The following is a 13527-nucleotide window of genomic DNA, read 5'->3' as shown; positions in this document are numbered from 1 at the left end:
CATTCCTATAGCTAGAGTAAGGTAATAATGAGGGACACAACTAAACATCAAGGACTTAGAAATCAATTAGCAAACGTTTTAGAAGCAAAAGGAATTACTGACGGAAAAGTGTTAAATGCGATTAGAAAAATTCCAAGACATTTGTTTATGGATAGTAGTTTTGAGGCACATGCGTATCAAGACAAGGCATTTCCTATTGCTGCCGAACAAACCATTTCTCAACCTTATACAGTGGCATTTCAATCACAAGTATTAGAAGTACAATCGGGTGAGAAGATATTGGAAATTGGTACAGGATCTGGATATCAAACAGCGGTATTATTAGAACTGGAGGCAGAAGTGTATTCGATAGAAAGACAACATGAGTTGTTTAAAAAAACTTCGCTGTTTTTACCAAAGTTAGGGTATAAACCAAAGCGTTTTGTTTTTGGAGACGGTTACAAAGGATTGCCAAAAGAAGCTCCTTTTGATAAAATTATTGTTACTGCTGGAGCTCCTTACGTACCCAAAGCATTGTTGTCGCAAATAAAAGTAGGAGGTAGGTTGTTAATTCCTGTGGGAAATCAAGAGCAAGTAATGACTCTTTTTATTAGAAAGTCGCCAAAAGAATTTGAAAAGCATGAGTTAGGTGATTTTAGGTTTGTACCTATGTTGGCAAAGAAGAATTAACAGTTTTCGGTAAAAAGAGAATTTTTTTATGTTTATTTCAAATTATAAAAACATACAATATCAACCGTATTCTTTATAAAATCTTATAGTAGTGTATAAAAAAATACCTGAGCAATACTCAGGTATTTTTATGATACATTTTTTGACTTGAATATGTTGTTATTTTACTAATAATCAAGACTCAATAAAAAGCCAATAGTGAAGTTAGCATCCCAGTCAAAAATAATGGTATTGGTTTGAGAAGCATCGGCAACTGCTTTAAAAATAGTTAATCCAGATGCTACTTTTTTCCCCTTTTTTTCTACAACTTCTTTATATAGTTTAGTGTCTTTATCTAAAACAGTATACCTTTCGTCACCTTGTCTTAAATATTTTGCTAATTCATAAGGAACGCCTCCAATCATAAAATTTTGAGCTCTCCTTCTTTCGGGTACTGTTTCGATAATGTTAAACACCTCTTTATACACGATACTATCGTTAATGTTTTTCTGAAAATATTTAGCACCATACGTTTCTTTACCAATGATTTCATCATCATTAATGTAAGATATTTTGGTATTTCCTGAACCGATATCAACCACAAAACCAGTTTGTTCAAATCTTTTAGGTAATACTGATTTTAAAGCGTACTTTCCTTCTTCTTCAGGAGTTACAATATTAATTACATATCCTATTTTTTCAAGTTCTTTTTTTATTGTTTGTGTCACATCTTCTTTTTCGGCACCAGAACTTACAACAAAGTGAATCTCGTCTGGAGCTACACCAAATTCAACAATTTTCTGAATGTACTGTTTTAATTTAGCATTGACTTCCTCAGGACTGGTAAGTCCTTCAGCAATTAAACTATTACCAAATTCTTTGCTTTTTACTTCCCAGTTTTTGTCTTTGTCTAATTCAATAATAAAAGAGTTAAAACCAGAGGCTCCTAGCTCAACAACTCCTTTTAGTTTGCCATTTACAGGTTTTTTGTTTTTGTAATTAAATTTGGCGAGTTTGGTTTCGGTTGCAGTGTTGTCTTGCGTTGCTTCTTTTTGGGGAGTGGGGTTGGTTGCTTCTTTTTTTCTTTGTTTTCGCAAGAAACAAAACTGAGTAACATAATTGATAGAATACTTAAAAGAATTTTTTTCTTCATAAAGTTGGATTTATTTATTAAATATTATTGATTTTTGTGAAGATATGTATTTTTTTGCTACAAATAAAAAGTAACTTAAAGAAGATAAAAATTAAAGAGAGAATTAGAAAGGAAAGCGTAATTTATATGCTCTATAAAATTAAAAAATCCGCCTGAAAAAGCGGATTTATTGAATTTGAATTAAGAAACATCAACTTATTCAGCAATCGCTACTACTGTTGCTTCGGCAGCTACTATTTCTTGTTGTTGATGTTGTTTTTGTTTGTTTTGATTAGTTTTTGCTAAACCACAAGGGCTCGTACTTCCACAAGAAGAAAAACCTAATAAACTAACAGTACAAATTGCAATAAATACTACTTTTTTCATCATTAATCAGTTTTATAAAAATCAAATATACATATTTCTGATAAAGTTACCAGAATTTTCCTTCTTTTCAATAACGTTAAAAGCTACCATTTTATTTTGTATGTCGGTAATTAAATTTTCAGAAATAGGTTCGCCATCATTCCATTCGGTAATAGATAACCATTCTTGAATGTCTTCTAGTTGTTGTTCGTATCTATTGGCGAGAATTTCATCAATATTATCAAAGTCTTTAAAATCTTTAGTACAATTATTAATGATATCGTGTACTTTTTTAACTTCTTCAAAATGATTTTCTAATATGTCATTACGAACGGCAATTACAAAACAAGGCCAAGGGGTAGGGCAGTTGCCAACTCTTCTAAAAGTGCCATTATCTACTAGGGGCTTGGTGGTAAAGTGTTCCCACATAAAGTAATCAGCTTCTCCATTGGTTAAGGTATCAATCCCTCCTTGTAAATCTCCAACTACTTTAAACTGTAATTTGCTAATATCCCAACCGTTGTTATGGGCATTTACGATTGCCATAAGGTGAGATCCTGAGCCAAACCGACTAATGGCTACGGTAGCATTTTCTAAATCATCAATTGTCTTGAATTTAGAATTGGCACCGACATGAATTCCCCATACGAGTGGACTTTTTACAAAGGTTTGCGTAATTTTTGAAGGATTTCCATTTATAATATCCTTTATAATTCCCTCAGTAAGTACCAAGGCAATATCAACTTCACCAGAACGTAGCGCTTTGCACATAGCTCCTGTACCTCCAGGATAATCTTCCCAGCGTAAGTTGATACCTTCTTTCGTGTATTCTTTATTTTTTAAAGTGATGTACCACGGATAATTAAAGTGTTCTGGAACACCACCTATTTTTAATTTCAGCATTTATTCAACTAATTTCTCAAGTGTATATACAATTAAATCATTTACCACTTTGTACGGATCTTCACTAAACGTTCCATTAGCTCTATTGGCAATTATAGCATTCATTGAAGCTGCATTATGTCCCATTAATTTAGCTAACCCATAAATAGCAGAAGTTTCCATTTCAAGGTTTGTAATTCGGTAGTTATTGAAATTGAAACTATCTATCTTCTTATTCAAGTCAGCATCTTGTAAGGGCAATCGTAGCACACGCCCTTGAGGTCCGTAAAAGCCACCAGCGGTAGCTGTAATTCCTATATAAACCTTGTCAGATAATAGCTTGTCTTCTAAAGTTTTTCCATTAGAAACAATTGTAGGATACGATTTCTTTGTGCTCCAATGGGTGTGTTTTATAAAAGCTTCTTCAATATCAGGATGTGAAATGTCATCTACTTGATAATACTGTAACATTCCGCTTAGATCTAATCCGTGAGAACTTAATAAAAAGCTATCTACAGGAATATCGGCTTGTAAAGAACCCGAAGTTCCTATTCTGGTAATGTTTAATTGTGTGAGTTCTTTTTTTACCTGACGTGTGTTCAAGTCGATGTTGACTAAGGCATCTAACTCGTTTAAAATAATATCAATATTATCAGGACCTATTCCTGTAGAAACTACAGAGATTCTTTTTCCTTTATAGGTACCTGTTGTGGTTTTAAATTCTCTTTTTTGGGTGCTAAATTCAATAGTATCAAAGTGTTTGGTGACTTTATCGACACGATATTGGTCTCCAACAAAAATGATATCGGTAGCAATATGCTCAGGTTTTAAATTCAAATGGTAAATGCTGCCATCTGGATTTAAAATGAGTTCAGAATGTTGTATGCTCATTTATGATGTAATTTTCAGTAGCTTACCTGTAGTGTTTACGTAGAGATAGCTATACTTTTTTGCGCCACCAAGATACGAAAAATCGGAACGAATTTTAGCATAATAGTTTGTTTGGTTTTGCAGTACTTTCTTTCCTGTTTTATTAAGTTTTACAGGGTCGAAAGAGGTAAATAATTTTTTAAGATTTTCGAGTTTGTTAACATATTGATTATCACCAAAACCATAGTTTTTTTGATGGGCTAAAAGGTCGGCTACAAATTCATTTTGATTAGCAAATGTGTGTTCGTTAGCAGTTTTTAAAATATTATTTTCTATATGGTTCAATCCGTTTTCGATAGAAGGAAAACGAAGTAAATGTGATTTTATCGCATCTTCTAAATATACGAATGGTGATTCTGGGTTAAATTTATGGGCGTTCTCAAGAGGTAACGGACTGTCAGAACAATACAATTGCCATATATAATCTGCATATTCTATATCGTCTTGCGTAAGTTCTATCTTATTTTCAAAGTGTTCTTTTAATTGACTATCTGATAATTCACCTAACCCATGTAGTTTTTTAGAGTCGTTTACTTTACCACTTGTAACTAAAGATATCTTATGGTTTTTGCGATATCTTTTTAGCCAGCTAATTACTGCAAGCATGTTTATTTGGCAAAATAGGTCGTATTCAAACCACAACACAATTTCGTCTTGTTGTTTATGGTTACATAGGTTGCGGTATTCTTTTAAGGTGTAATCTATAAACTTCTTTTTACTAACCTTATACGTGGTTTTTAAAAAGTCAAAACGTGTTTTCCAAAAGTCTTCACTACCTACATCTACTGATGTTTGACCTTCGCACAACATTTCACGCCATGTAATAATATCGCCTTCGATGTTTAATTTTTGAAGTCTTTGAGTTGTGATATCTCCATTGGTTATGTGTAATAAAGAATGTTTCATGATTTTAAGGGAATTGATTTGGTTTTCTTTACCTTGTATAAAATAAACGGTTTATTTTACACGTTATTATTAATTATGATCTTTTTTTGTAAAAGATGTAAATATAAAAAAAATGTCGAGGAATCAAATTCCTGACATTTTTACTTATCCTCCAACGCGTTTTACGTTGAATCCTTTGTCTTTTAAAAGTTGCATTATGGTATCTCTATAGTCTCCTTGAATAATAATAGTATCATCTTTAAAACTGCCTCCAACACTTAGTTTGGTTTTAATTTCTTTAGCAAGCTTTTTAAAGTCTTGTGTGGCTCCATTATAACCGTCTATGATGGTAATTGGTTTTCCTTTACGTTTTTCGTATTTACAAAGTAAGGGCTCTTCTTGTAACCAAATAGCAGGTTTTTTCTCGACGGTTTTTTCTTCGAACTGATGCTCTGGAAATAAATTTTTTAGTTGATCTTGTAAGTCCATGTCGATTTATTTTTTCAATCCTAATTCTCGCAAACGTTCTTCTAAAAATTCACCAGCCGTTATATCTTCAAACTGTTTTGGGTTGTTTTCATCAATACAGTTTTCTAAAACATCTAGTTTCATATCAGAAACGGGGTGCATAAAAAATGGAATTGAATAACGTGATGTTCCCCATAATTCTTTAGGAGGATTGGTAACACGATGTATTGTTGATTTTAATTTATTGTTACTATGGCGAGATAACATATCGCCTACATTGATCATCAATTCGTCTGGTTCTGCAATGGCATCAATCCATTCTCCTTTATGGTTTTGCACTTGTAGCCCTTTTCCTTGTGCTCCCATAAGTAGGGTAATTAAGTTAATATCGCCATGAGCAGCTGCTCTAACAGCTCCTTTAGGTTCTGTAGTAATAGGAGGGTAGTGAATTGGGCGTAAAATACTGTTTCCGTTTTTAATGTAGTTGTCAAAATAAGTTTCTTCTAAGCCTAAGTGTAATGCTAATGAGCGTAAGACATATTGAGCTGTTTTTTCTAGCATTTGATATGCTTTTTTACCTACTTTATTAAATTCAGGTAATTCTTCAACTTCTACATTTTGTGGGTACTCTTTTGCATATTTTGAGTCTGCATCAACATACTGACCAAAGTGCCAAAACTCTTTTAAATCGCCTTCTTTTTTTCCTTTAGCACTTTCTTTACCAAAAGAAACATAGCCTCTTTGACCACCAATTCCTGGGATTTCGTATTTTTCTTTAACGCTTGTAGGTAAATCAAAAAACTTTTTAATTTCAGTATATAAGTTAGCTACTAATTTGTCATCTAAAAAGTGCCCTTTTAAAGCCACAAACCCTATATTTTCATAAGCATCACCAATTTCATTAATGAATTTTTGTTTTCTTTCAGCATCGTCCGACAAAAAATCTGCTAAGTTTACACTAGGGATTTTATTCATTGTTAATAAGTTTTAGTTTTGAGAGAGAGTAAAGTTAATAAAACCAACTGTATGGCAATAATTTATTTATTAACAAAAGGAATTAAATACGATATTGTGTAATTAAACCCGAAACCAGTATCGCTCGCAAAAACACGATTAAACCCAGGGGTATATAATGTTTTAAACCCTGTTTGATCATCGAGACTTAACATAATTTTATACGAGAAGCTAAAGCCTATAAACAAGTTTTTTAAAGTTTCAGCTTTTATACCCAGCTGTAATTCAGTCCAATGAGCGGTTAGCCCTTCATCGGTTACAGATGTTTGTATTGTGTTGGGGGAGAAGTAAGGAGGAACTCCTGTAGTTCCTGTCGTAACATTAGGGGTATAGCTATTCAGCGTATGGTCAAACATGGCAAAACCATAGCGCATGCCCACATATATCTCGTTATTCATGTCTAACCAATTTTCGTATGCGTTGTAATTAGCTCCTAAACGTATATAACTTCCTTTAGAGGTTGATGCCGTAAAATCTTCAAAGGTAATTTCTTCTTCGTATCCTAGTTCTGTAGCAACATACCACTTTTCAGATACTCTATAATCCCCCACTATTTCTAGCCCGCTATAACTTTTATCAACAATAGCAAGCACGGGTTTACTAATATCTGCACCAATCCGCAGTCCGTAACCTGTTTTATAAATAACGGTATCTTTTTTTTCTTCAGATTTTTCTTTAGGCGTATTTTCTTGTGAATATCCGTTCACAAAAGCCAATACGAAGCATAGATTAATGAAATACTTGTACATGAGCGCGGGCTTGGTTATCGATTAAAGGAATTTCTTTGGTTGATAAACTATCTATCCAATTTGTATGGTCTAAGGTTACATTTTCAAAAATAATTCTGAAACCGCATGAGCGAGATACATAGTCTTCTTTTGGGTTATATTCAATAGTAAGCGTAGCAGTTTGATTGGTTGCTATCGTACCGTCTACGTCGTTTATTTTTAGATTATACACTGTTTTTTGCGATAAACTGTTTAATGGAATAGCAATACTGTCTGTCGTTCTATTTATAAAGAGACTGTCTGTTTTTCCTTCTGCAATTACAGAAAGTCGTGCTGCATTTTTTTTGTCATTGGTTTCATCTTTATCATAAAAGGTTAGTACCAAATTAGGAGTTACAGGATTTTGAGTACAGAAATCATCCTTTTCACAAGCTGCTAAACCCGCTATAAGTATGAATAAAGCAATGTATTTTTTCATTTAATTTAGATGTAAATTTATTTATGATTTTAATAGCTTCTTCTGTTTAGTAGTTTAAAATTAAACCTTTAAACAGTTAAACGTATTAATTCTTACTTAATTATTTCTCAAACAAAACAACTGTTTCTATGTGTGATGTATGCGGAAATTGGTCTACTAAACTAATCTTTTTTAATTGATATCCGTTTTTTATCAATTCTTCCGTATCACGAGCCTGTGTTGCTGGGTTACAAGATACATAAACCATTCTGTCTGCGTTTAAGTTGATGATTTTTTTTAGCGTTTTGGGAGCAATACCCGCACGAGCTGGATCTAAAATAAGGGTTCTTATATTGTTTTTATACTGTGGATGCTCGTTTAAGAACTTTCCTACATCAGCGGCATAAAACTGCAAACCGTCAATATTATTTCGCTCAGCATTTTTTTTGGCATCTTCAATGGCAGAAGCTACGATGTCGACTCCTACAATTTTTGTATTCGTTGCTTTTGAGGCGATAATTTGTCCAATCGTTCCTGTTCCACAGAATAAATCCATTACTACAGTATTGTCTATAGCCTCTTTGTTTTCTAATGCGTACTCAACTACTTTTGTATATAGTTTTTCGGCAGATTTAGGATTGGTTTGAAAAAAGCTTTTCATGCTAATTTCAAAGTTTAATCCTAACAGTTCTTCAACGATTTTATCTTTTCCGTATATCAATTGAATGCTTCCTGAGGTAGCGATGGTTCTATCGCCAGTTTCATCGTTAATAGTGTGCAGTAAGCCCGCAACTCTATCGCCAAATAACGCTACTAAATAGTTGGCAAATTTTTCTAAATCGAATTTTTCTAAATCGTGAGAAGTGGTAACTAAATTGAATAATAATTCATTGGTTTTGTACGATTTTCTTACTACAAAATACCTAAAAAAACCTTCCTTTTTAGGTCCGTGCCAAGGTGCTAAACCAGTTTTTTTACAATATTCTCTAATGTTTTTAATATTGTCTTCTACTTGTTTGTCGAACAAACCAGAATCTTTTTCAAGATTATCACCCATCCACCAAACACCACGACGTTTAAAGCCTAAAGTAAATTCATCTATATCGGTTTTATTTTCACGGTCGTAACCAATGGCAGAAAAACCATATTCCATTTTATTTCGATAGTGAAATACATTAGGGGAAGCAATAAACTCATCAAATAAATCTTCAATGTTTTCAACTTTACCAATACGTTTAAATAATGATAGGGTACTTTCTTTTTTGTATTGATGTTGTAATTCTATAGGTAATTGAATATAAGGAGCTCCTGGAATGTCTTGATACGGAACAGTTACTTCATCATCTGAATGTTGTAAAACATCAATCAGTTTACATTCAGCATATTTCTTTTTCGATTTTTCAACACGAGCTTTTACCAATTGTCCTGGTAACGTATTGGGTACAAAAACTACAAAGACACCTTCTTCAGAACGTATTCTTCCAATTCCTTTTCCGCCGAAGGCATAATCTTCAATTAAAATCTCAATTACTTGTCCTCTTTTTACAAACTTATTTCGCTCTCTTCTTGGCATTTTATGCTATGTTTTATAGTGTGCAAAATTAGGAAAAGATATGGTTTGTGTAACTTTAAACTCAAACATTAATTTTTGACTTTAATATGAAATTAAACCTCTTTGTTTTTTCTGTATTTATATAGAGTGTAATTAATTATGAAAAACTTGAAAAATAGGATCGATAAGATGTTGCCAGTAGGAGGTATCAAAGAAAAAATATTGACTGCTAAGCAAGTCAATATTAAAGAAATCGTCTTATGAGCAGATAATAAAAGAGATATAGAAGAAATAAAAGAAAGTTACTTAAAAGGACTCAAATTCCATTATGTAACTGATATGAGCGAGGTAATTGATATAGCACTTACCAAGTAAAAAGTTAAGAATGCTAAGAAATTAGTTTAAATACAATCTTATAAAGCTTTTTATTGGGGTTCGACTTCTTAAAAGTCGAACCCTTTTTTTCAGCAGAAAATTGACATCTATTTGTTGTTAATTTAGTCAAAAACTTACAGTTTTAACTTCTCTCTTATTTTCTCCAAACACAAATTATCAATACTACCAACGTGCGTATGTTTTTTAGAAGTATCGGGAGTATACGTTCCGTTATTTACCTCACCTCCAATTTTTTGGTAAGCCTCTCTGAAGCTCATACCATTTTCTACCAGCGTATTTATATTATCTACCGTAAATAAATACTTGTATTTCTCGTCGTGTAAGTCAACATCTTTTACAATAACTTGTTGAATGGAATAGTTAAAAATATCTAGCACATCTTTTAAATCTTCAAAAGCATTGATGATGTTTTCTTTCAGTAATTGATAATCTCTATGATATCCGCTTGGTAAATTGTTGGTGATTAATAAGGTTTCAGTATATAACGCCTGAATTTTATTACACTTTCCACGAATTAGTTCAAATACATCGGGATTCTTTTTATGAGGCATAATGCTACTTCCTGTAGTCAATTCATCAGGAAAGGAGATAAAATCAAAATTCTGACTCATATATAGGCAGATATCCATGGCAAAACGAGCCAGCGTGTTGCTAACACTTCCTAATGCCATCGTAAGGGTACGTTCGCTTTTTCCTCTACTCATTTGTGCGGCAACTACATTGTACTTCAACGTAGAGAAACCAAGTTCTTTCGTGGTAAATTCTCTATCAATAGGAAACGAACTACCGTAACCCGCGGCAGAGCCTAACGGATTTTGGTCTACTGTTTTTAAAGCAGCCTGTACCATGTACACATCGTCAATTAATAGTTCGGCATAGGCAGAAAACCACAATCCGAAAGATGAGGGCATGGCCACTTGTAAATGTGTGTAGCCTGGTAAAAGTTTCGATTTATACTGTTCGGCTAATGCTAATAAGGTGTTAAAAAGAGTATGTGTTTTTTTAGTAATTACTTGTAGATTCTCTTTGTAATACAATTGCAAAGCCACTAATACTTGATCGTTTCTAGAACGTGCAGTATGTATTTTTTTACCAATCTCACCGCATATTTTAGTAAGCTCGAATTCGATTTTAGAATGCACGTCTTCAAACTGCTCGTCAATTACAAACGTACTGTCTGTTACTTGTTGTTGCAGTAGGTCAATACCGTTTATTAATTGTGTTAGTTCTTCTGAAGAAATAATTCCTATTGAAGATAGCATTTTAGCGTGTGCTAACGACGCTTGCAAATCGTATGGAGCGATGTGCAGGTCAATTTCTCTGTCGTTTCCAATGGTGAAATGTTCAATTTTTTTGTCGATGGATATCCCTTTGTCCCAAAGTTTCATAATTTTTATGTTTTATTGTGTCATTACGAGTGTAGCTTGCGGAACGAAGTAATCTGTTTAAGGTTATTGCTTCCTTTCATGAGATAACCACGTCGCTATCGCTCCTCGTTATGACGGTTATTTTTTAGAACCAAGAGAATAGACCGTTTCACTGTTAGGGTTAAGACTTCTTAGAAGTCTATTTTTTCATCTCTTTTTTCTATGTTTTTTAATGTTTGTTGTCATTACGAGTGTAACTTGCGGAACGAAGTAATCTGTTTAAGGTTGGTGCTTCCTTTCATGAGATAACCACGTCGCTATCGCTCCTCGTTATGACGATTATTATTTAGAGCCAAGAGAATAGACCGTTTCACTGTTAGGGTTAAGACTTCTTAGAAGTCTATTTTTTCATCTCTTTTTTCTATGTTTTTTAATGTTTGTTGTCATTACGAGTGCAGCTTGCGGAACGAAGTAATCTGTTTAAGGTTGGTGCTTCCTTTCATAAGATAACCACGTCGCTATCGCTCCTCGTTATGACGGTTATTTTTTAGAGCAAAGAGAATAGACCGCTTCGCTGCTAGCGTAAAGACTTTTTAAAAGTCTATTTTCTCATCTCTTTTTTCTATGTTTTTTATTGTTTGTTGTCATTACGAGTGTAACTTGCGGAACGAAGTAATCTGTTTAAGGTTAGTGCTTCCTTTCATGAGATAACCATGACGCTATCGCTACTCGTTATGACGATTGTTTTTTAGAGCAAATAGAATAGACCGCTTCGCTACTAGCGTAAAGACGTTTCTATAAGTCTTTGTTCTTGTTTGTTTGTTTGTTTGTTTGTTTGTTTGTTTGCCAATTTCTAACTTCTACAATACTTTTTCTAATAATTTAATATACAATTCAATTCCGTCTTCAATTTCCTGAAGATAAATAAATTCATCGGCCGTATGCGAACGAGTACTATCACCAGGACCTAATTTTAATGACGGACAGCTCAATACAGCTTGGTCAGATAGCGTAGGTGAACCGTAGGTGTTTCTTCCCAAAGCGATACCAGCTTGTACCAAAGGATGCGTTACTGGTATGGAAGAAGAATTTAATTTTAAACTTCTAGGCTTTATGATACATAGAGCATTCTCTTGTAAAAAATCATTGATTTCCTGATTGGTATATTGGTCGTTTACACGAGCATCTACGACTAAGCTTACTTCAGCAGGCACAGCATTGTGTTGTTTTCCCGCATTAATTTGGGTAACTGTAAGCTTTACATCTCCGAGGGTTTCTGAGGTTTTTTCAAACGACAAATCTTTAAACCATTGCAACACTTCAATAGTATTGTAAATAGCATTGTTATTATTTGGGTGTGCAGCATGACCGGGAGTACCTTTTACCACGGCATCAAAAACTACCAATCCTTTTTCAGCAATCGCCAAATTCATTAAAGTAGGTTCTCCAACAATGGCAACATCAATAGTAGGAAGGATTTTAAGTAATCCGTTTAAACCGTTTGGTCCGCTACTTTCTTCTTCGGCTGTTCCTGCAAATACGATATTATAGTTTAGGTTTTCTTGTGCATAAAAATAGGTGTACGTTGCGAGTAGCGATACTAAACAACCTCCAGCGTCATTACTTCCTAGTCCGTATAGTTTACCATCTTCAACAATAGCTTTAAATGGGTCTTTGGTATAGCCGTTATTTGGTTTTACTGTATCGTGATGCGAATTAAGGAGCAGCGTAGGCTTGTTAGTATCAAAATGTTTGTTTGTAGACCATACATTATTTTGAGTTCTGGTGTAGGGAATATTAACCTCCTGAAACCAATTTTCTAATAGCTGTGCGGTTTGCTCTTCTTCGGAAGAAAAAGAAGGGGTTTCTATCAAGTTTTTTAATAAGTTGATAGCCTTTGTTGTCAGTTTTTGTATCATAATAATTGTAAAGAAGTGTGTTTGTTTTTTGAGTTGAAAAGCATGGCTGTGCTACCTATATGTACTGTTTTAACCTTGTTTTTGAGGGCATGAAAACAATTGTCTAATTTAGGAAGCATTCCTTCAAAAATTACTCCATCAGCTTTTAGTTTTCTATAGCTTTCGATATTGATATGTTCGATAACAGAATCGTCGTTTTCAACATCGGTGAGTACCCCAGGTTTTTCAAAGCAATAATACAATTCGGTAGCAAAATTATTGGATAATCCTATGGCAATTTCCGAAGCAATCGTATCGGCATTGGTGTTTAATAATTGTCCGTTTTTGGTATGTGTAATGGCACAGAATACAGGAGTTACATCGTTGTTGATTAACAAAGTAGGGATTTCTGGGTTTACTGTAATTACATCACCAGCGAATCCGTAATCAATAGGTTTTGCAGGACGTTTTACCGATACAATAGTATTTCCATCAGCACCGGTAAAACCTACAGCATTGGTATTGTGTGCTTGCAACTGTGCTACAATTTGCTTGTTGATTTTCCCTGCATAGACCATCGTAATCACATCTAGCGTTTGTGCATCAGTTACACGTCTACCTTCAATCATGGTTACTGGTATGTTGAGTTTTGTTGCCATTTCAGAAGCTAATTTTCCCCCTCCATGTACCAAAACCTTCGGTCCTTTCAATTCAGCAAAATCAGCTAAGAAACTGTGCAACGCTTTTTCGTTGTTAATTATGTTTCCGCCTATTTTAACAATCTTTATGGTTTTCATTTTTTAT

At 33.7% G+C, this 13527-nt stretch carries 14 protein-coding genes and 1 pseudogene; 2 read left to right on the top strand and 13 right to left on the bottom strand.

Annotated features, from left to right (window positions below):
• Nucleotides 1-27: 27 nt before the first annotated feature.
• Nucleotides 28-669, top strand: coding sequence for a protein-L-isoaspartate(D-aspartate) O-methyltransferase (locus P8625_RS03785; RefSeq protein ID WP_279652165.1), 642 nt, complete (start codon nucleotides 28-30; stop codon nucleotides 667-669).
• Between the two features lie 167 nt (nucleotides 670-836).
• On the opposite strand, the gene P8625_RS03780 is transcribed toward P8625_RS03785, so the two are convergent.
• From P8625_RS03780 to rlmD, 10 genes are all read right to left on the bottom strand, one after another.
• Nucleotides 837-1745, bottom strand: a complete 909-nt coding sequence (locus tag P8625_RS03780) for a hypothetical protein (RefSeq protein WP_279652164.1) — start codon at nucleotides 1743-1745, stop codon at nucleotides 837-839.
• Between the two features lie 251 nt (nucleotides 1746-1996).
• Complete coding sequence (locus P8625_RS03775) at nucleotides 1997-2170, bottom strand: hypothetical protein (RefSeq protein WP_279652163.1); 174 nt, start codon at nucleotides 2168-2170, stop codon at nucleotides 1997-1999.
• Nucleotides 2171-2188: 18 nt separating this feature from the next.
• A complete protein-coding gene (locus P8625_RS03770; protein WP_279652162.1) occupies nucleotides 2189-3049 on the bottom strand; it encodes a substrate-binding domain-containing protein in 861 nt (286 codons plus the stop codon).
• Nucleotides 3050-3919: a nucleoside phosphorylase gene (locus P8625_RS03765; RefSeq protein ID WP_279652161.1), complete on the bottom strand. Its 870-nt coding sequence runs from the start codon at nucleotides 3917-3919 to the stop codon at nucleotides 3050-3052. It lies immediately after the preceding gene.
• Complete coding sequence (locus tag P8625_RS03760) at nucleotides 3920-4864, bottom strand: DUF1835 domain-containing protein (RefSeq protein ID WP_279652160.1); 945 nt, start codon at nucleotides 4862-4864, stop codon at nucleotides 3920-3922.
• A gap of 144 nt (nucleotides 4865-5008) precedes the next feature.
• On the bottom strand, nucleotides 5009-5332 hold the full coding sequence (locus tag P8625_RS03755) for a translation initiation factor (RefSeq protein WP_279652159.1): 324 nt from the start codon (nucleotides 5330-5332) through the stop codon (nucleotides 5009-5011).
• Between the two features lie 6 nt (nucleotides 5333-5338).
• Complete coding sequence (locus P8625_RS03750; RefSeq protein WP_279652158.1) at nucleotides 5339-6286, bottom strand: isopenicillin N synthase family dioxygenase; 948 nt, start codon at nucleotides 6284-6286, stop codon at nucleotides 5339-5341.
• 62 nt (nucleotides 6287-6348) lie between these two features.
• Nucleotides 6349-7074 (bottom strand): DUF6048 family protein, encoded by a 726-nt coding sequence (locus P8625_RS03745; RefSeq protein ID WP_279652157.1) that lies wholly within the window; start codon nucleotides 7072-7074, stop codon nucleotides 6349-6351.
• Nucleotides 7055-7531 (bottom strand): DUF6452 family protein, encoded by a 477-nt coding sequence (locus P8625_RS03740; protein WP_279652156.1) that lies wholly within the window; start codon nucleotides 7529-7531, stop codon nucleotides 7055-7057. Before P8625_RS03740 ends, P8625_RS03745 begins: the two co-directional genes overlap by 20 nt.
• Before the next feature lie 100 nt (nucleotides 7532-7631).
• Nucleotides 7632-9083 carry a 23S rRNA (uracil(1939)-C(5))-methyltransferase RlmD gene (rlmD, locus tag P8625_RS03735; protein ID WP_279652155.1) on the bottom strand — a complete coding sequence of 484 codons (1452 nt, stop codon included), beginning with the start codon at nucleotides 9081-9083 and terminating at the stop codon, nucleotides 7632-7634.
• Nucleotides 9084-9248: 165 nt separating this feature from the next.
• On the opposite strand from rlmD, the pseudogene P8625_RS03730 reads away from it, so the two are divergent.
• A pseudogene (locus P8625_RS03730) lies at nucleotides 9249-9437 on the top strand (S16 family serine protease); the annotation flags it as partial.
• A gap of 134 nt (nucleotides 9438-9571) precedes the next feature.
• Here P8625_RS03730 and argH read toward each other — a convergent pair.
• The 3 genes from argH to argB all read right to left on the bottom strand — a co-directional run bounded on the left by argH (nucleotide 9572) and on the right by argB (nucleotide 13520).
• Nucleotides 9572-10846: an argininosuccinate lyase gene (gene argH / locus P8625_RS03725; protein WP_279652154.1), complete on the bottom strand. Its 1275-nt coding sequence runs from the start codon at nucleotides 10844-10846 to the stop codon at nucleotides 9572-9574.
• 839 nt (nucleotides 10847-11685) lie between these two features.
• Nucleotides 11686-12744, bottom strand: coding sequence for a M20 family metallo-hydrolase (locus tag P8625_RS03720; RefSeq protein ID WP_279652153.1), 1059 nt, complete (start codon nucleotides 12742-12744; stop codon nucleotides 11686-11688).
• The gene (gene argB, locus P8625_RS03715) at nucleotides 12741-13520 is read right to left on the bottom strand and encodes an acetylglutamate kinase (protein WP_279652152.1); all 780 of its coding nucleotides are present in this window, start codon (nucleotides 13518-13520) and stop codon (nucleotides 12741-12743) included. Before argB ends, P8625_RS03720 begins: the two co-directional genes overlap by 4 nt.
• Between the last annotated feature and the right edge of the window lie 7 nt (nucleotides 13521-13527).

This window comes from Tenacibaculum tangerinum (assembly GCF_029853675.1).
GTDB lineage: Bacteria > Bacteroidota > Bacteroidia > Flavobacteriales > Flavobacteriaceae > Polaribacter > Polaribacter tangerinum_A.
This window is presented reverse-complemented; position numbering and strand designations above follow the sequence as displayed.

What these genes read in the sequence shown, in the direction of transcription:
- P8625_RS03720 (WP_279652153.1), bottom strand. Translation starts at nt 12,744, where the DNA reads ATGATACAAAAACTGACAACAAAGGCTATCAACTTATTAAAAAACTTG.
- P8625_RS03750 (WP_279652158.1), bottom strand. Translation starts at nt 6,286, where the DNA reads ATGAATAAAATCCCTAGTGTAAACTTAGCAGATTTTTTGTCGGACGAT.
- P8625_RS03745 (WP_279652157.1), bottom strand. Translation starts at nt 7,074, where the DNA reads ATGTACAAGTATTTCATTAATCTATGCTTCGTATTGGCTTTTGTGAAC.
- argH (WP_279652154.1), bottom strand. Translation starts at nt 10,846, where the DNA reads ATGAAACTTTGGGACAAAGGGATATCCATCGACAAAAAAATTGAACAT.
- P8625_RS03760 (WP_279652160.1), bottom strand. Translation starts at nt 4,864, where the DNA reads ATGAAACATTCTTTATTACACATAACCAATGGAGATATCACAACTCAA.
- argB (WP_279652152.1), bottom strand. Translation starts at nt 13,520, where the DNA reads ATGAAAACCATAAAGATTGTTAAAATAGGCGGAAACATAATTAACAAC.
- rlmD (WP_279652155.1), bottom strand. Translation starts at nt 9,083, where the DNA reads ATGCCAAGAAGAGAGCGAAATAAGTTTGTAAAAAGAGGACAAGTAATT.
- P8625_RS03775 (WP_279652163.1), bottom strand. Translation starts at nt 2,170, where the DNA reads ATGATGAAAAAAGTAGTATTTATTGCAATTTGTACTGTTAGTTTATTA.
- P8625_RS03755 (WP_279652159.1), bottom strand. Translation starts at nt 5,332, where the DNA reads ATGGACTTACAAGATCAACTAAAAAATTTATTTCCAGAGCATCAGTTC.
- P8625_RS03770 (WP_279652162.1), bottom strand. Translation starts at nt 3,049, where the DNA reads ATGCTGAAATTAAAAATAGGTGGTGTTCCAGAACACTTTAATTATCCG.
- P8625_RS03765 (WP_279652161.1), bottom strand. Translation starts at nt 3,919, where the DNA reads ATGAGCATACAACATTCTGAACTCATTTTAAATCCAGATGGCAGCATT.
- P8625_RS03740 (WP_279652156.1), bottom strand. Translation starts at nt 7,531, where the DNA reads ATGAAAAAATACATTGCTTTATTCATACTTATAGCGGGTTTAGCAGCT.
- P8625_RS03785 (WP_279652165.1), top strand. Translation starts at nt 28, where the DNA reads ATGAGGGACACAACTAAACATCAAGGACTTAGAAATCAATTAGCAAAC.